The sequence below is a fragment of the Photorhabdus akhurstii genome, assembly GCF_018448925.1.
Classification (GTDB): Bacteria; Pseudomonadota; Gammaproteobacteria; order Enterobacterales; family Enterobacteriaceae; genus Photorhabdus; species Photorhabdus akhurstii.
This window is the reverse complement of sequence record NZ_RCWE01000016.1, coordinates 1-22,993: the sequence shown is the minus strand read 5'-3', so window position 1 is coordinate 22,993 and position 22,993 is coordinate 1. Positions and strand designations below refer to the sequence as shown.

Genomic DNA, 22,993 nt, shown 5'->3' with positions numbered 1-22,993 from the left:
GTCTGCCTTGTATCTGTTCGAAAGCCTGAATCTGCTTATCCAAAAATATCTGCCTGGGAGTCAAATTGAACTCCTCAAGCAGGCTTACACTGTCGCGCGGGATGCCCATGACGGGCAAACCCGCACCAGTGGCGAACCCTACATTACGCACCCTGTCGCGGTCGCCTGTATTCTGGCCGAAATGCGTCTCGACCATGAAACACTGATGGCCGCTTTATTGCATGATGTTATTGAAGACACGCCCGCCACCTTTCAAGATATCGCCCAACCTTTCGGCCCGGTGGTCGCCGGGTTAGTCGAGGGGGTTTCCAAGCTTGATAAGCTCAATTTCCGCGATAAAAAAGAGGCGCAGGCGGAGAACTTCCGCAAAATGATCATGGCGATGGTGCAGGATATCCGCGTCATTTTGATCAAACTGGCAGACCGTACCCATAATATGCGTACTCTCGGGGCGTTACGTCCAGATAAACGCCGTCGTATCGCCCGGGAAACGTTAGAGATTTACAGCCCCTTGGCTCATCGTCTGGGTATTCACCATCTGAAAACCGAGTTAGAAGAGCTTGGATTTGAGGCCCTTCACCCTAACCGTTACCGGGTTATCAAAGAGGTGGTAAAAGCGGCCCGTGGCAACCGTAAAGAGATGATCCAGAAAATTCTGTCTGAAATCGCAGGCAGACTGGCCGAAGCCAATATTGAGTGCAAAGTCAGCGGGCGGGAAAAACATCTCTACTCTATCTACCAGAAAATGCACCTCAAAGAGCAGCGTTTCCATTCCATTATGGATATCTATGCCTTTCGGGTCATCGTCAACAATGTTGATATCTGCTATCGCGTTTTGGGGCAGATGCACAGCCTGTATAAACCCCGTCCAGGCAGAATAAAAGATTATATCGCCATCCCTAAAGCCAACGGCTATCAATCCTTGCACACTTCTCTGATTGGCCCTCACGGCGTACCGGTTGAAATCCAGATTCGCACCGAAGATATGGATCAAATGGCTGAAATGGGCGTCGCGGCACACTGGGCCTACAAGGAACAGAAAGAGTCGAGCACCGCCGCGCAAGTTCGCGCACAACGCTGGATGCAGAGCCTGCTGGAATTACAACAAAGCGCCGGCAACTCTTTTGAATTTATTGAAAGCGTTAAATCTGATCTGTTTCCTGATGAGATTTACGTTTTTACCCCGAAAGGGCGCATTGTGGAATTACCCGCGGGCGCTACCCCGGTTGACTTCGCTTACGCCGTACACACCGATATTGGTCATGCCTGTGTCGGTTCGCGAGTTGATCGCCAGCCATATCCATTATCGCAATCGCTGACCAACGGCCAGACAGTTGAGATTATTACCGCGCCGGGCGCTCGGCCAAACGCCGCCTGGCTAAACTTTGTCGTCAGCTCAAAAGCGCGCGCCAAAATTCGTCAATTGCTAAAAAACCTTAAGCGGGAAGATTCGATTGGGCTAGGTCGCCGCCTGCTAAATCACGCGTTGGGCAATGGGAAAAAGCTGGTTGATATTCCACAGGAAAATATCAATAAAGAGTTGACGAGAATGAGACTCGCGACAATAGAGGATCTGCTGGCTGAAATCGGGCTTGGCAATACCATGAGTATCGTCGTCGCCCGCAACCTGCTAGGCGCGCAGGAGAGCAGCGCAAGCACCAGTAGCAATAACAACGGAGCACGTAAATTACCGATCAAAGGCGCTGACGGTGTGCTGATTACTTTTGCCAAATGTTGTCGGCCGATCCCCGGCGACCCGATTATCGCCCACATCAGCCCCGGCAAAGGGTTGGTTATCCACCATGAATCCTGTCGTAATATTCGCGGCTATCAGAAAGAGCCGGAGAAATTTATGGCGGTAGAGTGGGATAAAGATGTTAGCAGTGATTTTATTGCTGAAATAAAAGTGGATATGTTTAACCATCAAGGGGCGCTGGCAAATCTGACCGCCGCGATTAACGCGGCAAACTCCAATATTCAGAGCATGAACACAGAAGAGAAAGATGGCCGTGTTTACTGCGCGTTTATCCGGCTGACCACCAAGGACCGCATCCAGTTAGCCAACATTATGCGCAAAATCCGCATTATGCCGGATGTGATGCGAGTCAGCCGTAACAGAAACTAAACCGGCCAGACTCCCCTCGTCGCTCAGGGGATCTGGTTTTAATTATTCTTTTCAACTCCGGGCAACCCGTGCGGATCAGCCGGTGAATAGCCAACAGCGCTATCCACCGCCGCCCCACAAGAGACCACTGTCGATGACTGCGCCGGATACAGAGCCGACGGCGCGTCATTCCGATGCTCAAGGAATAGGCCCATCAATACGGAATCAACCTCATCCAGTATGCGACCTAACCACCCCTCACCCTCCACGCCAAACATTAACACCAACCCAATTGCAATAAACAATAGCGGCAAAATCCATGCCCGGCACCAATACGCTAGCAGCATACGGGGATACCGGGAGTGGCGAACTTTGTTACCCAATAACAGCCCACAGACAGTGAACAATACGATGCTGATAACCAATACCACTCGGCTTATCAGCATCCATAAGGCATCACCCATAGAATCGATAAAAACTCATCCTCCACCATATCCCGCCAGACAGCCACCTGTGTCATACCCCTGAAATAAAACGAACCGTTAAGAAATAAACGGACCGCAAGCGCGTTGCAAAAACCAACTACGCATATGATTAATCTGTGATGATGTCCGGGAATGCGCCGACTTCACCGTTTTTGTCGCCAGTGTCTGGCTCCTCTGAGGCATAGGTTTAGCGACCGCCGTAACAATCAGCATCAGACGCCGACTCCCATGTTTTTCACGAAAAAAGACTTTTTCACAGGAAATCACATCACTCCGCTCATTGTAGATATAATTCATCACATCCCTTGCCCGGCGTTCCGACACCCGAAACACCTGACTGATTTCACTTTTGGTAAATCCTCGCCCCTTCAATAACCCCCAATACGCGACCGCCATGTACAACGGTGTATCATTCAAATGAGACAAGCAGACAGGCAGACGAAAAGTCCCATGATTACTCTGCTTGCCAGTAATAGTCTGATTTCCGGGCAAATCAGCCTGACTGCCGCTCATTTGAAGCGCCATTGAATCATTAACATTGATTGTCATTTTACTCTCCCCTGGTGACTAACTGGTCGATCGGTTACCACATGAGAAATGAAATAGTGTGATTTATTGAGATGAAGCACTTAGGCGGCTAAGCCACCATGCCATATTTAAATACCCTGCCATCGTAGGCGTTATCGTACGACTAACGTTGCGTTCATAGTGGCCTGAAATTCACCAAAAGTACCAGGGTCTAACGCCTTTGCTTGCCAAAGTTGCACAAAGAATTGGTTTTCAGATAAATAGGTGTTTGGCGTATCACCCACAGTAAAGTACAGAACATCAGCCGGGTTAGTTGGAGGACCAAATTTTACTGGCCTACCCATCGCGTTTGACGCCGCCAGCTTAGTATTCCCACCTATCTTGTTCGGAGTCACTTTTATCCTCAACGCGTCATCGAAGCCAGGCACTACGATACTTTCATTATTATCAGCTAGCTGTGGGGCGGAAAACTGCAAAGTGGCCACTCCGCCGGCACTATTCTTATCGCTTACAGTGCATGTAATGTTCATAGGAAGAGATCCCTCAATCCCGCTGAATGCACCTGTTGGGAGCTGTGCCGGATATGGCCCGGGCGACCGGAGAACCTCTCCCATCAGTACTAGCCCCCCATGAGAGGTAGAGGGACCTGCATCTAAACCACAAACCGGCGGGTCCAGTACTGTTACCGGGTCTTTGATGGGTGGAAGACTTGGTTTGGACCACGACATAAGCTCCTCGCCATTAATTAAGACACTCAAAATTGGTGAGTTATCGTCACTATCAAATTCGACTTTTTCATCAGGGCTTCGCTGCCATGAAAAATTTACCCCACGACAAGACACGTCAAAATAGAGGTCACTTATTCTTGTATGTACAAGATCATCATCAGCTTCACTATTAGGATTTTCCGGCTTGATCTGTACTGAGTCGGAAAGATTTTCATTAGGGTATGGCTTATCAAGATTTACCGTAAGGTGTTGAATGCCTGTTCCCTGTATATGTGGATCATTATCTTTAATCCATCTAGAATATTTAGTTTTGGCTATAATTGTACATTCGTAACTGCCTGAGACCACTTTCGGGACTTTAAAAATTTCCCCACGTGCTCTGAGCTGGAACCGGACCTGATTCAGATTTCTCTGATCATATGAAGTGGTACCATGCTCCATATCCCTCATACTATGAATTTGAAACAGATCTAAGGTCGCTTTACCCGCTGCCGGGTAATTGATGACTCCATCACTCCGTTTTACCATCCGCTCAGGCCCCAAAGCTTTCAAAGCTACATCAGCATTCCAATTTCGGGACTGATCGGCAAACACTGAGGGAGAAGAAAAAATACCCACGAATAGGCATATCATTGCCATCCATATCGGCCATTCACGGCAACGAACCACCATCCGACCAATATCCTGTTTTATCTTGTTAATAAACGTCTTCTTCGTATTCATCGGCTGCCCAACCGGGAGTAACTTCCCAGTTGCCATATTAGAAATTTTCATTCGTTGATCTCCCCCCATCCCGGCCAGATTACATCCACCTTTCAGCGGTTCCTCTTCCTCTAATAACGATGGTTATTCACATCAGGTTCTGTGCACCACCTCATGTTAACCTTGCCATCTTAACGGCAGGTTTCGTTCAATTGCCTCATGGGACTCCAGCTCTTATCTTGCTTCGCTTTTACCGGCGGCGGCCCCAGGTTAAACACCACCTCGCACTGACTGTCCGGCGCACTGCCCCACTTCACTTTGAGTACCCCACTAGGGGGCATACCACTCAGGTACACTTGTCCTCCTTCCCCGACGATCGCCGCCAGATTTGTTGCTGTATCCCCTTTAAGCCCCGCCATTGCCCCAAACGGTACCGGCTTACCGTGATAGAGCAAATTCATCAGCAATTGCTGCCCGATACGTACAGGGTAATCCACCATCACAACCGCCCCTTTGGTCGGGAATACGTTCTTGCTGCCTTGTGCCATGTCAGCCCCTTCCGGCAGCGATGACGGATCTAAACTGATACTATTTCGGCTGTACGTCTGGGCATAAGGCACCACCGCATATCCCCAGTGATTAGTCGTAATCGAGTTGGAGTTCATCACACGAATACCGCCAACCCCCGATGTCCGCACTAATACCGCGGCATCACCAATACGCGACGCCAACGTGACGCCATGCTGATGGGCGATCAATCCACCACTAACCCCGTAGTTCACACCCCGCCCGCCCGATGAATCGTAGTTGTATCCCAAGCTGGCCTGCCCAAGGGAACCACTGTATCCCATTGATACTGACCCGCTGTTTCCCTGCCCTTTATTCGCCTGACTTTGCGAGACACTCCAGGACAGACTATTGTCATCCAGCAATGAACCGCCCATACCTAGCTGGTTACTGCCGCGCCCCGTGCTATCGTGGAATAAGCTATAGTTGGCATACGCATTGTTCAGCGCCGCATAGGAGCCAAACAGACTCAGAGGAATGTTGACGTTCAACGAAACTTGCCGGTTCTCAGGCCAATCGCCATTGCCGCGTATGCGATCGATGCTGTAATTAAGCCCCCAGCCCACACGGTAGAAAGAACCATTCAATCCCATCGACAGGGTGGTGTTAGTTTTAGAACTGCCCCAGTAGTTATCCCGCTGACCACTGAGCCACAGGGAGTAGTTACCCGGCAATGACTGGCTCAATCTCATTTGCCAGCTGCTACGACGTCGCTGAGACATCCAAGAGGGAAGCTCCCCCCAAACACTGTAACCTTGGGTATTGACATCGGAAAAACTGAGGTAATTACGGGTTGAATAGCGGTACGCGGTTAAATCCACCGTCGTGCCAGAGGTCAGCATACTTTTCGAATACTTCGCCCGGTAAGATTCTCCGCGCTGAATGTCAGCCATATTCTTCAACCGCGCCCGAGAAGTGGTGATATCCGCAGATAACGCCCCCATCATACCAAGGGAAAGCCCGGTCCCCAGCGCCGCGGACTGGTACGATTGCGCTACCAACCCCCCACCATATAATGTGACGTTGGCGGGCAGACCATAAATCATTGAAACCATGCCAAACACCGGCTTACGCCCGCCGCTACTATACCCACTGGTGTGATAGCGCCCTACCGCCGCTTCGTACTTGAATTGCCCCTGCCGCAACATCATCGGCAGGCTAGAATAAGCTTGACTGAAACCATGATGGGTACCATCAGCCTCGGTGATCGTCACCTGTAAATCCCCGCCGGTACTGCTACCCACCAAATCTGTGATCCGAAATGGACCTGGCGCGACATTGGTTTGATAAATCACACTACCGTTCTGTGTCACCGTCACCTGCGCGTTAGATTTAGCTATCCCACTGATAATCGGAGCAAAACCACTCTGCCTACCCGGTATCATCGAATCGCTGGTGGCCAGCCCAATCCCACGATAGGGGAAACCATCAAATACCTGCCCCGCCACACTGCCGGTCGAAGTATCCCCTATCGTCAGATCACTGCGTAACGCCACCACATCCCGCTGCAAATAGGTTTGCAGGAAGTTCCACCGTTGCCGGGATTGGGTGGTTTTTTTCATGGCGTCATTGAGTGAGTCATACCGGTTATAAGTTTGGGTACTATAAGAATAGGTCGCCGTGTTACGAAGACGCCAGGCCCCGAGATTCAATCCAGAATTGAAGCTACCGAACAGGCTCTGATTAGTCTGTTTATTACCAAATTGCGAGCGCTGATTCTGACTGCCATTAACGCTGTAGTTCAATATAAAAGCCGGGATACCCTCTTGCCATAATTTCGGGTCAACCTGACCATTGGTTGAAGGCTTCATCGCTATTTGGGGTATACTCAAATTTAACCGCATCTGGGAAAAGTTCAGGCGGGCCGTAGCCTGAGGAATCAATTTACCTAACGGACTCCCTATCGGCTTATCCACCGGCAAGGTTTTCAGTGCCGGTGTGTCGCTGATATTGACACCGGCCATATCTAACAAATCTGGCGTCAATACCGGGACCAGCTCGCTGTCGCCATGACGCTGGAACGTAATATCCCGTGAATCAAAAAAAGTGCCATTCACGTAAATGTCAACACGATAAGTCCCAGGCGCCTGACCTCCGGCGGTTTCAAACTGTGATAAATCCACCGTTTGCCCTGAATTCGAACCAAAGTCCAATAAGGCCGGGTCAAAATAGTCGCGTCCTATCGCCTGAGCACTCCATCCAGTCACAAACGCCAGCACCATCCGACAGAAAACCAGAGAAAGGCGCAATTTCACCGGACACTTTGATAGCACCAGAGAAATAGAAATATTTTGATTTACACGATGATAAATAGGCGGTCGCTCTAAACGGCAGCTTATCACCGGAATTAACATTTTCATTGTTAAAATCGCCATCTCTTATTTAAATATATTCAACTTAATATCTACTCTGTCGGTATCTGCAATATTGTTATTAACCACGACATCGTTATTAACCACGGCATTGTTATTAATCACAACATTGTTATTAACCACGACATTGCTATTAACCACTGCCAGACACAGCAATAGATCGACTCTCTTCATCGGTGCTTAACCCAAACTCACCAATAGCACGCCACGATACCGTGACATTATTACCCAGGGACATTTTGCCCACCGGCAGTGACCAGCTCTGCTGACCAAATGGCGGCACCATCCTAAATAAATCCTGATCCGGTACGGCAAACGAATTCACCTGTAAAGCCTGCAACGTTATCCAAAACGGCGACGGATTAGTCAGCGTCACAACACTCTCTTTTACTGACGCGCTTAATTGTCTCACCGCACCGGCCACTCCCTCTTTTGGCAACCCCTCAGGACGATAGAACACCTTCACCGCCAGAGCCGCCGTCATTTTCACCTTGCCGGAGAAACCCTTAGATGCCGATGACGGTTTCTCAGAAGGCAACATACGCACATTCAGAAAGAACAGAGATTCTCGATCCTTCGGAAAATCTCCGCCGGTACGCAGGATTTTCAGCACCTGCCGTTCATGAGCATCCACCTTGGCAATAGGCGGAATCACGATAAATGGCGCCTTAGCATCCAATGGTAAACCGGTGGCAGGGTCCAATTCCCGTACCGTTGACTGAATTAGATAGTTGCTGTCGCTGTTATTAATGAATGTCGAAGGGACGCCATTGTTAAATGATTCAAGGTAAATCACCCGGGCGTCATTGATATATAACACCCCGTCCAGACTCTCTTCCGCCCTCAGTGGCAAAACCGGTGATATCATTGCCAGAGCGCATAACACAGACGTCACTCTCTGCTTGATTGAAACCTTACGCTCCGCCATGTGATGCTCTTCCAATCTCAAAATATAGTTAGCCAGCCTGTAACGTACCGCTCTGTAGCTTACTCACCCCGCCAATATCGGTGATCATCGACCATTCCACCTTACCGCCAACCTTGCCAGCCAAGGGAAAAGTCGTCTGACCGAAAGGCGCCAATATTGACGGGGCTTTATCAAAATCTACCGCCTTGCCGTCGAGTTTCAGTTGGGCAAAGGTTTGGTAATACGGTGTTGGATTGGTCACTACGACACTATTGCCCGTTCGTGTAAACGTCAGCCGACCACGGGCCTGTTCCGGCGTCATCGGCAGCTTATCCGGGCGGTAGATAAGTTTAATATTCATACCTAGCGAGATAGATAGCGACGCGCCAATCTCATCTTGTTTGCCGTTGCTATTTTCCTTGCTCTCATCAGTTGTTTTCTTCGCCGGAATCGCATTAATCCGAAAACGAAACAGAGACTCACGATCAGCTGGGAAATCACCACCGGTACGTACAAGGCGCATCACATTCAAGCTATTGCCCTCCATACGGAACAACGGGGGCAGCACCGTAAACTCCGATGAGCGGGTATTTGAGTTATCCCACGGCGTCACGGCAGCTTGTACCAGATAGACCTCTTCACCTGAATTTTGCAGTGAGATGCTTTGCACCTTGTCACCCTGCTGATAAATAATGCGTGTCTTCCTCAACATAAGGCCCGCATGGGCTGACGACGACGCCATAACCGCCCATATCCCCAGCATCCCCATAACTATCAGCTTTTTCATATATCCCACTTCATTTCAGACACTATTCCTCAAATACACCCGGCTGATAACGTTATCTACTTCAAGTGTTCATACGAAAACTCAAAATGTATCCGCACATTCGCAGTTCCTCCGCATAACATATTGATATTGGCCTCGTTACTCTCAGTTTTGCACGTTACTGGATTATTTTTGTCGCCCCTCCCCCCCACATAAGCCCTGAATGTCCTCGTTACTCCATCTTTTACCAACGGTAACGACACCTGAAACGGCTTATTGCTAGGTTTCACCTCTACAAACTGCTGGTTGCCAAGATCCTGTAACCTAATCCCCACTCCCTTGGTAGTACCACCATCTGCTGGCATGAACAGTTCCGAATCACCTGAGTTGTTATCATTCATACTCCATATATACAAAGCTGGCGATTGGCCTGGACTACAGTGACTGAGTTGAAATTCCAAATCTAAGGCTGAACTTTCCACATATTTGCTATTTCTAAGTTGACTCGCATAGACCTGAGGCATGAGACCGGCATAAATACCAGCATCGCCGCCATACTTGCCGTTTACACTCAACGCACAGGTCGGACGTAACAGATTGCCTTTAATTGTGATCTCAATATTATTCTTACCATCCGCCTGAACCGACAAAGCCACGCAACCGATGATCCATCCAATCAGCACCATGATGAGTAACGAATATTTCGTTCTGCTGTGACATGTTATTAACTCACGCTTTATAAGAGTGTTATTTTTCGCTTTCATCTAACTCTCTTCCCCTCATTGGTTCCCATTTTTATCATCTGTGATCAACCGCATCTCAGGGATAAGAGTAGGTAAACGCGACTCGCGCAATTAATGAGCCAGGTCGAATAACCTTAATATCTTTTCCACGCGCAACCGCTGCCGTCACCTGAAGCTGTGCACGACCATCCTCAAATAACAAATTGAGAGGATTCTCACGATTATTTACTACCAAATTACCCCAACCTATTTTCCCTTCATCTCCTAAATGAACAATAAACCCCAACCCCTCAGAGGCGTTATCATCGGAACCAGAGACAGGATCACGGAATATTGAACCTTGTTCAGCGTCGATGGTGTTTCCTGACACGGTGATAGCGGGTCCGTACGGTGCAGCATCCGGATCACCACAATGGGTTAATTCCAGATTAAATCTTCTGGGGCTTGATATATGCCCTGCCTGACTGAACTCCGCCGCTGGCAGCGAGCCGAAATTCAACTCCGAACCATTGATATCACTACCACTGATCCCTACGTCACAAGGTTCAGGCACAACAGTTATGAGCAGATCTACGTTTATCCCACTCGATTTCGTCGGTGGAGGGGCTTTAGAATCTTCAGATTCAGCCATGACGCCGCCTGCCAGACACAACAAAACTAACATCCCGCAACAAAGGCGGAGTATCACCATACGCAACATCGAACAGCCGCCATTATTCAGAAAAGCGGGTTGGTCACTCACTCTGTTTTTTTCTCGCCTTGTCACTTTGGTTCACCTTAAAACTCTCTCGTTTACAGCTATTCTGTTTAATGAATCGCGCAGCAAACTTAACGATAATCAAATGTAAAATTCACGTTGGCATAGATTTTTCCTGGCTTTTTACAGACCATTACCGTCTCCCCTGTTGCCGGGGCGCATACCAGTGAAAACCTCACCGGCACAGAAGGAGTTTGAGCATTTATGACTGTGCCTTTATCCGCCAGATAAAATGGTTCACTATCCGCTATATTTGAGGACCATTCCGTTCCATTAAGCTTCTTCAAGCGCACCGTGACGCCCACCGCCTTTGAAACTGGAGCCTCGGTGTTTTGACTACGAAACAGCGTCTTATCATTTGTACCAAAATGCTCTCCGGTAATGGTAATCGCAGGAGCAACCCTGTTTGCATCGATCACATCTGAGCAATTCCTCAGAGTGAGATTGGTTTCCCCGTAGGCGCTCCCTGATACCAGGCTGGCAAATTGCACTTTGCCCAGATCGATATTGTTGTTATCCACAGCGATATCACACGTCCCGTAGGCAATATCGGCCTTAAATGTGACGATGGCGGAATTCTCCGCCCACAAGGGGCCAGAAGAGAGCCACAGAACTCCACCCACGCCGATGTAATTTAGGTACCTGCGTAGACGCTGAACCCTTGAGATACCGGCTTTACTGAATTTCACCATTGAAGTTCTCTCCACCGCCGAGATCGCTGATCACCGCCCATTCCACTTTCTTTTTATTCTGATTATTTTGAGCGGGATAAACATGGCTACTGAAAGGCGCCAGCATTTGTGGATGGCTTTCAGAAAACTTCACCGGCACGCCATCAACTTTGATCTGGGTAAAGCTGATGTGATAAGGCGAATTGTTGCTAACTTGAACGCCCCCGGAAGCATGGGTAAAGCGCAGGGCTTTGTATGCCTGCTCTGGCGTACCCACCAATCCCGTTGGCCGATAAAATAGTTTGATGGTATTGCCGATGGCATAAGTTATCCCGCCGCCAATTTGTGCGCTTTCAGAACGCTGGCCCGGAGGATTATTACTACCGGGAATAGCAGAGGCATTAAAATAAAAGACGCTCTCCCGATCAGTCGGCAGCTTACTGGTATCGCCTAAGATGCGCAGAACATTGGTTCCTTTAGGGTCCAAACGGAATAAAGGAGGAGAGACGTAAAAAGGCGCTTTACCCTTGCCGTCAACGGTGCGAGTAATCTTAGTTGTCACCAAGTAAGGGATATTGGTTGTTGTATTGCGTACTGAGACTGTTGTTGCAGCTTTATCCTGTAAGAAAATAATGCGTGTAGCATCGATGCCAAACCCGCCTTCGGCCTGACTTTGTGACGCGAACAAAAATGCGCCCAATACAAGGCTTTTTACTATGATGTTGGGAAGTCGGAGTTTATTGATCATCATTTTTCTCTTTTCACTCAGCCAATAGCGGTTTATAAAGCACCGTTTCAATCATCCAGAATTTGCAATCAAAGAAGCCTGAAGAAAGGCTCCTCAGGCTGGTTATTGAATCAATAATCATTCATACGCTATGGAAAAAGTAAGAGGGGCATGAATGTGCTGAGGAGATGGTTTATCAGTCGTTGACGCCATATAAGCTTTAAAGACCACAGACTTGTTATTAAAATCTGCCGCTTTAGGAGTTTTATCACTTGATGAAGCTAATACGATACGGCTGTCTTTCTTAAAAAGCTCTTCCGTTCCATCAGCAGAACCATCAACCTTATAGGTTAATGCAACACCCGCATTTGGAGTTTGCCCTTCCGCATTACCCTGACCATCATTAAATATGTCAGTGCTTGCTCCTATCGTAGTCCCTGACACCAACAGCTTAAGCGATTTTTTTGCCGTAACAGTACCATCACAGCCACTGACACCAACAGTAAAAGTTTCATATCCATTAACAACATGCATGCCCACAAATTTACCCTCACCAGGCTTGAATTCACCTGGCTTATGGTTACCCAAACTCACATCACCGTTTTTTACACCACTGGTAATGTCACATGTCACATCTGAGACAGTACCAGTAACAGTTACTGTGGCATTATGCCCCCCTTTATTTTCCTCCCCATCTGCCAAAGCTGCCGAAGCTGCCCCCATAACCAACGCCGCCACGACGCTTATCTTTAATATCTTTTTCATTTCATTAATCTCTTTTAACTACCTAACTAAAGTCTGATTCAAGCTCGCGCATCATGTTTTGATAAACAGAGGCATCTAGCTGTACAAAAATTTGTCAATTAGGACCATTTTGACTATCGAAACATAGCTATTTTTCTGTATAAAAACAGCACCATACAGAGTTAATATGCGATTATTTCGCAAATTTTAAGGATATCATCTTTACCTATCCTAAAATTAAAAACAAAAATTTTGCTAAAGTGACAACAAAAGGGCAATGTTTTTGCATGTTGTAATAAAAAGAGTGGATTATTGGAATGTTTCTGTGGTAGGGTTATTGAGTTTTACAAATATATACAAATCTATCTCTTTTTTTATTAGAAAACTTTTAGTACAATTTCTAGGCGATCGTGTTTCGATAGTCAAAATGGTCCTAACTGTCGTACCTTAACGCCTACCTTTTACACCCCAAACTCCTTGAAAACGCTCAACATTACTCGCGGTATAACGTACCGTATGGCGAATGTTTTTATGTCCAAGATAGTCTTGTATTAGCCGGGTATCGATTCCTCGATCTGCAAGGGCAAAACCGCAGGCATGACGCAACATATGTGGATGAGGCTCTACCGCGATATTCGCCCGTTGCCCTAACTGGTTGATAATCTGATAGATGCGCTGGCGAGTCAGTGGTTTCCCACAACGCGATAGAAATAACCAATCACTATCAGCGCCCTGAAAAGTTTTGCGCACTTTAAGCCATGCCTTAATCGCCTTAACTTCACGCTGCAAAAGGGGATGATTAGTACAAAATCCGCCTTTTAATCGCCTGATATATAGGCATTTTTCTTTTAACTCCATGTCAGATAACCGCAAATGCCTGGCTTCGCTAACACGAAAACCGTGGATATAGCTCATATAAACCAGACAGTAATTTCGTTCTGGATTAGGCCCCACTTTCGCCATTTCCAACATGCTTTCTACTTCTGATTGAGTCAGATATTTTCTTTGGCCCATGATTATTTCTCCAAAATATATTGATAGCACAACCCGGCGATATCCCGCTTAGAGCAGATATAAGCTAGGATAAAATAGACACCGCTACCCAAAACGATGGCCTATTGTTCACCGAGGCTACAAGAGGTTATACAGATATGGGGCAAAATTTAAACACCTTTTTTGATTATTTTTTCACCTCGCAAGCACGTTAGTTTACATTTGACCGACAGGACAGATTATTCAAAACAGGCTACAAGAACCTGTCGTTACAAATCGTCTTTTTCGTTATAGCGGCTTACTCTTAAAGGTATTGATATGGTTTTCAACCAGTTACCGAGGAAAATATTCCATTGATTACATTAAACTCGCCTGTATTATTATGGCTGGTAAACAGGATCAGGCCGTGACCTGTAAAACCTGATGGAATGCCATGCAATTAACGGAGATAAAAGAAACCTTATGAGAGGCCCATTGCTTGATGCCATCCCTCTGACTTCCCTGCGTGGCGTCGGGGCAAGTCAGGCCGCCAAATTAGCAAAAATAGGGCTGGTTAATTTGCAGGATCTTCTGCTGCATTTCCCGCTGCGTTATGAAGACCAGACACGCCTTTATACTATTAATGATCTTTTGCCGGGTATTTCCGCCACCGTCGCAGGTGAAATCCTGCGTACCGATGTTACTGTTAGTCGTCGCCGAACCCTGATCTGCAAAATGAGTGATGGCACCGGCGTGCTCACGCTGCGCTTTTTTAACTTTTCGGCGGCAATGAGAAACAATCTGGCGAAAGGGAAACAGGTTGTTGTCTATGGTGAAATCAGAAGAGGCAGTCAGGGCGCCGAAATTATTCATCCTGAGTATAAGATTCAAAATCGTACTGGAAATGTACAGCTTCAAGAGACATTAACCCCCATTTACCCGACAACAGAAGGTGTTCGTCAGGCGACGCTGCGTAATCTCATTGATCAAGCGCTGAAATTGCTGGACACCTGTGCAATCAATGAACTCCTGCCGGAAGAACTTAGCCGCTCCATGATTAGTCTGCCGCAAGCACTGCATACTTTGCACCGCCCGACACCGGATATTGCTCTGGCGGATCTGGAAACCGGCAAACATCCCGCTTATCGCCGTCTGGTTCTGGAAGAACTTTTAGCTCACCATTTGAGTATGCTAGCCGTCAGAGCCGGCGTACAACGCTATCACGCTCAGTCGCTGCCGACTGAGGACAAGTTAAAACCGCAATTCCTTAATCGCCTGCCATTTTCTCCAACTCATGCGCAACAACGGGTTGTCTCGGAAATTGAACAGGATCTGGCAAAAGATGTTCCCATGATGCGACTGATTCAGGGCGATGTAGGTTCAGGAAAAACGCTGGTTGCCGCATTGGCTGCGTTGCGTGCCATTGCGCATGGTAAACAGGTCGCCTTGATGGCGCCGACTGAACTACTGGCAGAACAACACGCTAATACCTTTCGGCAATGGCTGGAACCGTTGGGTATTCAGGTCGGCTGGCTGGCGGGTAAGCAAAAGGGGAAAGCGCGTCAGAAGCAACAAGAAGCCATTGCCAACGGCCAAGTCGCCATGATTGTCGGTACCCATGCCATGTTTCAGGAACAGGTGAAGTTTTCCGGTCTGGCGCTGGTGATTATTGATGAGCAACATCGGTTTGGCGTTCATCAACGTCTGGCTTTGTGGGAAAAAGGACGTGAGCAGGGTTTTCATCCTCACCAATTGATTATGACGGCCACCCCGATTCCCCGCACCTTAGCCATGACCGCTTATGCGGATCTCGATACTTCTATTATTGATGAATTACCACCGGGGAGAACGCCGGTGACGACCGTTGCTATCCCGGATACACGCCGCGAAGAGATTATCAAACGGATCAGAAACGCCTGCCTTGATGAAAATAGACAAGTCTATTGGGTCTGTACGCTAATTGAAGATTCCGATGTGCTGGAAGCTCAAGCCGCGCAAGCCACCAGTGAAGAACTTACTCTTGCTTTACCGGAACTGAAAGTCGGGCTGGTGCATGGCCGCATGAAAGCCGCAGAAAAGCAGGCAGTGATGGAGGCTTTCAAGCGTGGAGAACTACAGCTTTTGGTTGCAACAACGGTTATTGAAGTGGGCGTGGATGTGCCAAATGCCAGTTTGATGGTTATTGATAACCCGGAACGGCTCGGCTTGGCGCAACTTCATCAATTACGTGGACGAGTTGGCCGTGGGGCTATCGCTTCTCATTGTGTTTTACTTTACAAAACGCCGCTGAGTAGTACTGCCAGAATACGTCTGCAAGTGCTTAGAGACAGTAATGATGGTTTTGTTATCGCGCAGAAAGATCTGGAAATTCGTGGTCCGGGGGAGCTATTAGGAACACGCCAAACTGGGAATGCGGAATTTAAGGTGGCTGATTTGCTAAGAGATCAGGGAATGTTGCCGGAAGTTCAGCGTATTGCCCGCCATCTCCACCAGCATTATCCTGAACATGCCCGTGCCTTGATTGAACGCTGGCTACCAGAACGGACACATTATGGTAATGCGTGATTGAGGATATATTGGAGCGTTTTTTTGTTTCTCAACGCTGTCAAAAATACAGATATCTGGTTTTATCCAATAATTAAGATGCTCTGCTATAGAGCTTTCTTTTAATTATTCCGTTTAATTGTTAATGTATTATTTCCAAAGGAATGCAAAATAGAACTACGATTATTTCTAAATTGGCACCAGCGTTACAACATATCCCCACAAAATATAAATGGTTTTTTATTATTTTCTTAAAAAATCGAATCTAATACCTCGGGTTAATTGATACGACGTGTCACCATCCGAAGCCTTTTACCAGCTAACTGGGGTAACAGGCGGTTTCGCCATTTTTTATCAAATTCAGTTGATGGTGTGTGCGGTATCAGCGCAACGTTATGCTCAAAGGTTAAAATGGGAATAGATATAAATCTATGATAGGAAATTTTAATTAATGTAACATTGAATTACTAAGTTTAAATAGTAAATATTCCTATTAACTCAATGAATTTAATTTTAAATATTTTCTTTTCGAAGTATAAAACCTTGATGGAGGTCACGCAAATAATAGTAGTTTTATTGGTTTTCTTATCTATACTTATATTTCGTTATGGTACATATTAGGATGTTTTTAAATTAGAACTAAATAAATCTACGTTGATATAATGGAGAGTTTAATATGATTTATGTCAAAAGTCTTTCAGATAATATGGTTAAAGTCGCAATTAGCAAATGGAGTAGTGACGAAGGTAATGACGAATATATTGAAATTAATAAAGGAGAGGTGGCTCAATGGAATAGATCAGATCAGCGCGGTTTTTTAATGTCAGTAGCACGAAAAGATAGTGTTACATTGTTATATTCAGTAAGATTAAACGGCTACATAATTATTTATGATAACTCAGTTGTAAATAACGGTAGCCGGATAGACTCTTTATATTCGATACCATCTGCCTAAAAAATTTATTATCGCACTAGTTTTTTTAATTTAATTTTTGTTCGCATGCCTTTTAATTTAATGGAAAATATTCATTATTGATATAGTGGAGGATTTATGATTTATGTTAAAAACCTCTCAACTGAACCGGTTAAAGTTTCGGTTAATAAATGTGGAGAGGAAAGTAGAGAGGAATATTTAGCCCTTGATTGTGAAGATGTAAATGTGTGGGATCTATCCGATACGCATGGTTTTATATTGTCAGTCATACAGAGAGGTATTGAGAAATCATATTCTGCTTCTCATAACAGTTTTATTATTATTTTTGATGATTATGTACAAGATAGCGGCACCAATATATCTCATCAAGAGAAATAAATAAGAACTTGTCATCCGATTTAATTGAATGTTAGACAAAATTAAATCACCATAATCAGGAATGGAACCTCCATTCCTGAACTATTTATACTCAACGGTTTGCTACTTTTGCCCCTAATGCTTCTTTTATGCTTGATTGATAAAGATATTTCCAGACTAGGTGCTTAGTCCCAATATTTGATGAATAAGATAATAGAAAAAATTATCGCCTGATACCTATAGGTTAATATTAAATTGTTTTTTGGTGGTTGGTTTTAGATTATTTTTATCGATAATGAGTAAAAGTTAAAATTATGAGATTTGAGCAACAGAATTTAGGGGGGATGTACATCTTTATTGCTACTCTTATTAATACGCAAACATGTAACTTAATTTACTAAGCATTAACCATAAAGCAAAAAATAAAAATCATCAAGAGAATCGTAATATATTTTCTGTTTATAAAAAAGTGAGTTATTTTGGTAATAACAGGATGGGAGAACTAATATTTCAAATGGAATAAACGATAGGCTGAACTGAGGTATTATAGCTCAGCCTTGGTTTTAGGTTTTTTAGTCATTTATAATGACAGTGGATTAATCATCATATTCACTGTGTACTATATTATCGTTATTAGTATTCCAGGCCACCATCTGACCATTCCTCCGTAAAGCTGCGAATACATTTTTTGATGCACTTAGGCTAACGATATCTTGTAATCGGGCTATTCCGGGAGGAACCTGGACGTTAGAGCCAGGGATTTTTTCATTATAATCACCCATTTGGTATCCCCAAGTAACCACGCTACCGTTCGCCCGTAGGGCAGCGAAAGCATCCTTTGCTGCACTCAGGCTAACAATATCCTTTAATTTGGCGATTTCGGGTGGAACACTGATATTACCCCAGGAGACCACGCTGCGGTCTGCCCGTAGAGCTGTGAATGAGCTTCCTATATTATATGAGCCTATTGCTGAATGTAGGCTGATGATATCCTTTAATGCGGCAATTTCGGGTGGAATTACACCTCCTGAGCTACTATCCCCCCAGGCAACTACGCTACGGTCTGCTCGCAAGGCAGCAAATGCCCTCTTTCCTGCACTTATATTGACAATATCCCGTAATGTGGCAATCTCTGGAGGAACTTGGCGGCCATAGCCGCCATAGCCGCCATAACGTTCATCTCCCCAAGCAACCACGCTACCGTTCGCACGCAGAGCTGCGGACGCGAGATTGTTTGCACTTATGCTGACAATATCTTGCCATTTTGCAATTTCAGGGGGCATAGGATAGCTACCCCATGTGACTACACGGAAGTTTGCTCGCCGGGCAATGAAAGTATTACCTATTGAACTCAGACTGATAATATCCTGTAATTGGGCAATTTTAGATGGGACTTGGCCGCCATAGTCCTGATTTCCCCAAACAACCACGCTACCGTTCGCCCGTAGAGCAGCGAAAGCACCATCTGTTGCGCTTAGGCTGACTACATCCTGTAATCGGACAATATCATCCGGAACTTGGCCGCCATAAGCGACCACGCTACGGTTTGCCCGTAGAGCAGCGAAAGTACTATTTGTTGCACTTAGGCTGACGATATCCTGTAATCGGGCAATATTATCCGGAACTTGGCCGCCATACCACGAATTTCCCCAAGCGACCACGCTACGGTCTGCCCGCAGGCCAGAGAATGCATAATTTGTTGCACTCAGGTTGACGATATCCCGTAATTTGGCAATTTCTGGCGGTACACGGCGTCTCCCCCAAGCGATCACACTGCCATTTTGTAATAACATAGCAGTTGAGTCGTAAGTAGAAGCGATGGAGATCTTGTTGTCAGAGTTACTATGTATTCCAATCCCAGATTGCGGGAATAGGTTGTTTGATGAGAACTCGTTATTTTGTTTCATATTATTATCCTAATAAGGTTATATCGGATTTACCTTACTCACAGGGAGTCTGTACCGTAAAACCTCTGCTTAATGGATTAATTAATTGTCATATTCATTATGCAATTTATTATCATTAGCCGATCCCCAACCAACTCTCTGACCATCAGCTCTCAATACTGTAAATGAGTTTCTTGATGCGCTTAGGCTAACGATATCTCGTAACCGAGCTATCCCAAGTGGGACTTGATTGCCTTGATTACCGTGATCATTGTCTGAATAATTGCCATATCCCCAAGCGACTACACTGCCGTCCATCCGTAGAGCTGCAAATGCGGTTTCTGTCGCGCTGATACTGACAATATCCTGCAATGCGGCAATTTCTGGTGGGGTTTTGATATCATCACCTCCCCAGACGACCACACTACGGTTTGCCCGCAGGGCCGCGAAAGCGCTCGATGTTGTACACAGACTGACGATATCCTGTAATTGGGCAATTTCCGGCGGAATACTGCCACCCGAAGATTGGTCGCCCCAAGCAACAACACTGTGATTTGCCCGTAGGGCTGCAAAAGCAAAATTTGTGGCGCTTAGACTGACAATATCCCGCAATTGAGCTATTTCTGGCGGGATTTGAGTACCTGAGTTCTTGAACCCCCAAGCGACAACACTGCGGTTCGACCGTAGAGCTGCGAAAGCAGAAACTATTGCACTGATACTGACAATATCCTGCAATTTAGCTATTTCTGGCGGAACTTGACCGCCCCAATTTTTAATTCCCCAAGCGACCACGCTGCGATTTGCCCGCAGGGCAGTAAATGCGCTTATTGTTGAACTCAGGCTGGTAATATCCTGCAATTGGGCAATTTCATCAGGTATTTTACCGCCATAAAATTCATCTCCCCAGGCAACTATGCTACCGTTTGCCCGAAGGGCCACGAAAGCAGAACCTGTTGCCTTTAAACTGATAATATCCTGTAATTGGGCAATTTCTGGCGGAATTTCACCACCATTACCTTCGTTTTCATTTCCCCAGGCAACCACACTACGGTTTTTCCGCAGAGCAGCGAAAGCGTCATCGGTTGCACTTAGACTAACGATATCCTGCAATTCGGCAATATCGGGCGGGATTTGACTACTAGGGTCATTTCCCCAAGCTATCACTCTGCCACTTGGTAATAACATGGCGGTTGCCCCTCTGGTAGAAGCGATAGAAGTATTATTCTCAGAGGCGCTACTCCTGTCCGGTTGCCAATATTGCTTGATAGGATTACCTTCGGCATCCATGCTTGGTGATGGCTCGTTATTTTGATTCATATTATTCTCCTAATGATGGTGATATCGGATTAACCTTCTTACCCACAGGGGAATCTATGCCATAAAACCTATCCCTTGCGGGTTAAGCTGAATTTCTACTGCAATTTAGTACTAACTATTCTTTGATGAAGAAGATAATAGAAAAAAATTATCGACTGACAATTATAGGTTAATACTAAATTGATTTTTTGGTAGTTGGTTTTAGATTATTTTTTATCGATAAAGCGTAAAAATTAAAATTATGAGACTTGGGCAACAGAATTTAGGGGGAATGTACATCCTTATTGCTACTTTTATTAATACGCATACATGTAACTTAATCTACTAAGTATTATCTGTAAAAGCAAAGAATAAAAATCACCAAAAGGGGCGCAATATATTTTCTATTTATAAAGAAATGAATTACTTTTTTTCTTTAGGATTTACATTAAAAACTATTTCGTAGAGAGCGGGAGTGATAAAATTTAAAGTGAATATTCCATAGGTTGAATTATTATATTTTTCTCAGCCATTGGTTAATGGTCTGCAATAACAAAATAATACTTAATAGATTAACTAAATCGAGAGAGCAATACCCATTCATTATCGACATTCAGAATGATCTATTAGACGATTATGATTCACGGACAATATTACAAAGTCAGTGACAACGGTAGCAAAGAGCAAGTTAAAAGCTGCGGATATCGTCTGTGTGACGAAATGTCGCTGGTCATCTTAAAGCATTAAGCAATAGTAAATGCGGGGCTACGCCAGCCCTGCATTTGTTGGCAGTTATCGCAGCTACCCGGCCACTACCCCTTTTAATTGAGAGCATAAAAAAGTCTGGGGCGCTTTTTTACGCTCTCCATCTCCTGCTGGGAGATCCGCTGTCACCATGTCACGGCGTTTGCTGCGTCGCGTGTTTCACTCGCAAAATTTCGACGGTGCGCGCCTCGTCCAGCACGCGATAAAAAATAATGTAGTTCCGATGCGCGACCAGCTCGCGCACATAATCCGGCAGGCCGGGCCGCCCGGTGCGGCCAAGCTCCGGGTGCTGCGCAAGCGGCAAAGTCTTGTCGCGTAGCTCCTGACCGAAGCTGCGCGCCCTGGTCGGGTTGTCTTTGCCTATGTATCGAACAATGGCGCGCAAATCCTCGCGGGCCTTCGGTCGCCACTCGATGCGGTAAGGGGTCTTTGCTTTCGCCATAAATCAGCCAGCCGCGCTCAAGCGCGCTTCCTTTTGGCAGGCTTGTGTTCGGCGGCCAAGGCGGCAATATCAGCGTCCATCTCGGCCATAACCTCATCGTGTGAAAGATTCGGGCGCGGGTCGTCGATAGCATCCTGAATCTCGGCGGCCAGCCACTCCGAGTAGGCGGCGGCTTGGTGGGCCTTACGCATTGCCTCGGCCCGGCCACGATTGCCAGCGGTTTCTTCTTTCTCGTCCGGGTTCCACTCACTGGCGTCGAACTGGCCGATGGTGATGCCTACGTCGCGCAACACGTTCAGGGCGGCAATGGGGTTGCCGAAACGGCGCGGCTCCTGGCTGCGGGCCTTCGCCAGCAAAGCGGCGACACCGCTGCGGGTTGCGATCTGCACAAGGAAGGTTCCGCCCTGCCCTTTCAGGGTCACACCTTCCACGCCGCCGGAATCGCTTGCGGCGCGTAGCTGCTCAATGGTCATGCTTTTCATGATTCACTCCTTATAGGGTGATGAAAGTAACAGGGTTGATTGTGCATGTTTCCTAGTAAATGCGCAATCACCTAGACAAAAAAGGTTGGACAACATTTAATGGACATTAAGCTCCGTTCACCAAACGGAGCAGAACACCACCTCCCCAGACTTTCCCGCCAGAAATGCTCTCACTTGACGAGCGGGGTCCAAAAATCATCTTGGTTGGCGGTTGGCTATTTTGATTACTGGTAGCTCCATGCATTTTTAACCATAATAGCTATTCGAGCCATTTTAGCAAAATCCGCCGTAAACCCTCGCCCAATGCGGGAGGTGATATAAGGCGAAAAGCCCGCAGGGCTTTCAGGTTATTAACCATCACGTTCACTGGCAGCTTGGGGGGGACATGGCCAAAAAAAGCGGTTAAAATACATAAACTATCCCGATGAGCGCTGATGATGTTAAGAGCCACCAAAGTCCGCATTTACCCGACACCCGAACAGGCTGATTATCTCAATGCTCAGTTCGGTGCGGT

General features: G+C 46.4%; 22 protein-coding genes. 5 read left to right on the top strand and 17 right to left on the bottom strand.

The window, feature by feature from the left end; all coding sequences use genetic code 11:
* The first annotated feature begins 7 nt into the window (after window positions 1-7).
* Window positions 8-2,125 (top strand): bifunctional GTP diphosphokinase/guanosine-3',5'-bis pyrophosphate 3'-pyrophosphohydrolase, encoded by a 2,118-nt coding sequence (gene spoT, locus EAE93_RS16305; RefSeq protein ID WP_110086257.1) that lies wholly within the window; start codon window positions 8-10, stop codon window positions 2,123-2,125.
* A gap of 38 nt (window positions 2,126-2,163) precedes the next feature.
* Here spoT and EAE93_RS16300 read toward each other — a convergent pair whose 3' ends face one another.
* From EAE93_RS16300 to EAE93_RS16240, 13 genes are all read right to left on the bottom strand, one after another.
* Complete coding sequence (locus EAE93_RS16300) at window positions 2,164-2,550, bottom strand: hypothetical protein (RefSeq protein WP_214040110.1); 387 nt, start codon at window positions 2,548-2,550, stop codon at window positions 2,164-2,166.
* A gap of 96 nt (window positions 2,551-2,646) precedes the next feature.
* Complete coding sequence (locus EAE93_RS16295) at window positions 2,647-3,138, bottom strand: CaiF/GrlA family transcriptional regulator (RefSeq protein ID WP_036813822.1); 492 nt, start codon at window positions 3,136-3,138, stop codon at window positions 2,647-2,649.
* Window positions 3,139-3,269: 131 nt separating this feature from the next.
* Window positions 3,270-4,619, bottom strand: a complete 1,350-nt coding sequence (locus EAE93_RS16290) for a hypothetical protein (RefSeq protein WP_214040109.1) — start codon at window positions 4,617-4,619, stop codon at window positions 3,270-3,272.
* 119 nt (window positions 4,620-4,738) lie between these two features.
* Entirely contained in the window at window positions 4,739-7,474 is a 2,736-nt protein-coding gene (locus EAE93_RS16285; protein ID WP_250151060.1) for a fimbria/pilus outer membrane usher protein, read from the bottom strand.
* A gap of 18 nt (window positions 7,475-7,492) precedes the next feature.
* Window positions 7,493-7,660, bottom strand: coding sequence for a hypothetical protein (locus EAE93_RS16280; RefSeq protein WP_214040107.1), 168 nt, complete (start codon window positions 7,658-7,660; stop codon window positions 7,493-7,495).
* Window positions 7,620-8,414, bottom strand: a complete 795-nt coding sequence (locus EAE93_RS16275; protein WP_036813816.1) for a fimbrial biogenesis chaperone — start codon at window positions 8,412-8,414, stop codon at window positions 7,620-7,622. Before EAE93_RS16275 ends, EAE93_RS16280 begins: the two co-directional genes overlap by 41 nt.
* A gap of 28 nt (window positions 8,415-8,442) precedes the next feature.
* A complete protein-coding gene (locus EAE93_RS16270) occupies window positions 8,443-9,180 on the bottom strand; it encodes a fimbrial biogenesis chaperone (RefSeq protein ID WP_250151059.1) in 738 nt (245 codons plus the stop codon).
* A 56-nt stretch (window positions 9,181-9,236) separates the two neighbouring features.
* Window positions 9,237-9,815: a fimbrial protein gene (locus tag EAE93_RS16265; protein ID WP_214040106.1), complete on the bottom strand. Its 579-nt coding sequence runs from the start codon at window positions 9,813-9,815 to the stop codon at window positions 9,237-9,239.
* A 163-nt stretch (window positions 9,816-9,978) separates the two neighbouring features.
* Window positions 9,979-10,668, bottom strand: coding sequence for a fimbrial protein (locus EAE93_RS16260; RefSeq protein WP_214040105.1), 690 nt, complete (start codon window positions 10,666-10,668; stop codon window positions 9,979-9,981).
* 62 nt (window positions 10,669-10,730) lie between these two features.
* On the bottom strand, window positions 10,731-11,366 hold the full coding sequence (locus tag EAE93_RS16255; RefSeq protein WP_332009205.1) for a fimbrial protein: 636 nt from the start codon (window positions 11,364-11,366) through the stop codon (window positions 10,731-10,733).
* Window positions 11,335-12,078, bottom strand: a complete 744-nt coding sequence (locus tag EAE93_RS16250) for a fimbrial biogenesis chaperone (protein WP_214040104.1) — start codon at window positions 12,076-12,078, stop codon at window positions 11,335-11,337. The genes EAE93_RS16255 and EAE93_RS16250 overlap by 32 nt, the downstream gene beginning before the upstream one ends.
* A gap of 117 nt (window positions 12,079-12,195) precedes the next feature.
* Window positions 12,196-12,822, bottom strand: coding sequence for a fimbrial protein (locus EAE93_RS16245; RefSeq protein ID WP_046395295.1), 627 nt, complete (start codon window positions 12,820-12,822; stop codon window positions 12,196-12,198).
* A gap of 426 nt (window positions 12,823-13,248) precedes the next feature.
* Entirely contained in the window at window positions 13,249-13,815 is a 567-nt protein-coding gene (locus EAE93_RS16240; protein WP_036778403.1) for a tyrosine-type DNA invertase, read from the bottom strand.
* Between the two features lie 441 nt (window positions 13,816-14,256).
* Here EAE93_RS16240 and recG point away from each other — a divergent pair, with 441 nt between their 5' ends.
* The 3 genes from recG to EAE93_RS16225 all read left to right on the top strand — a co-directional run bounded on the left by recG (window position 14,257) and on the right by EAE93_RS16225 (window position 17,629).
* Window positions 14,257-16,338: an ATP-dependent DNA helicase RecG gene (recG, locus tag EAE93_RS16235; RefSeq protein WP_214040103.1), complete on the top strand. Its 2,082-nt coding sequence runs from the start codon at window positions 14,257-14,259 to the stop codon at window positions 16,336-16,338.
* Between the two features lie 655 nt (window positions 16,339-16,993).
* Window positions 16,994-17,272: a hypothetical protein gene (locus EAE93_RS16230; RefSeq protein ID WP_214040102.1), complete on the top strand. Its 279-nt coding sequence runs from the start codon at window positions 16,994-16,996 to the stop codon at window positions 17,270-17,272.
* Between the two features lie 96 nt (window positions 17,273-17,368).
* Window positions 17,369-17,629, top strand: coding sequence for a hypothetical protein (locus EAE93_RS16225; protein ID WP_046395291.1), 261 nt, complete (start codon window positions 17,369-17,371; stop codon window positions 17,627-17,629).
* Window positions 17,630-18,204: 575 nt separating this feature from the next.
* Here EAE93_RS16225 and EAE93_RS16220 read toward each other — a convergent pair.
* The 4 genes from EAE93_RS16220 to EAE93_RS16205 all read right to left on the bottom strand — a co-directional run bounded on the left by EAE93_RS16220 (window position 18,205) and on the right by EAE93_RS16205 (window position 22,479).
* Complete coding sequence (locus EAE93_RS16220) at window positions 18,205-19,515, bottom strand: RCC1 domain-containing protein (RefSeq protein WP_214040101.1); 1,311 nt, start codon at window positions 19,513-19,515, stop codon at window positions 18,205-18,207.
* A gap of 81 nt (window positions 19,516-19,596) precedes the next feature.
* Window positions 19,597-20,811 (bottom strand): RCC1 domain-containing protein, encoded by a 1,215-nt coding sequence (locus tag EAE93_RS16215; RefSeq protein WP_214040100.1) that lies wholly within the window; start codon window positions 20,809-20,811, stop codon window positions 19,597-19,599.
* An 877-nt stretch (window positions 20,812-21,688) separates the two neighbouring features.
* The gene (locus EAE93_RS16210; protein ID WP_036813791.1) at window positions 21,689-21,997 is read right to left on the bottom strand and encodes a type II toxin-antitoxin system RelE/ParE family toxin; all 309 of its coding nucleotides are present in this window, start codon (window positions 21,995-21,997) and stop codon (window positions 21,689-21,691) included.
* 17 nt (window positions 21,998-22,014) lie between these two features.
* Complete coding sequence (locus EAE93_RS16205) at window positions 22,015-22,479, bottom strand: antitoxin PaaA2 family protein (RefSeq protein ID WP_036813788.1); 465 nt, start codon at window positions 22,477-22,479, stop codon at window positions 22,015-22,017.
* 437 nt (window positions 22,480-22,916) lie between these two features.
* Between EAE93_RS16205 and EAE93_RS16200 the strand changes: the two genes are divergently transcribed.
* Window positions 22,917-22,993: helix-turn-helix domain-containing protein (locus tag EAE93_RS16200; protein WP_214040141.1), on the top strand; the 77-nt coding region annotated here is incomplete at its 3' end.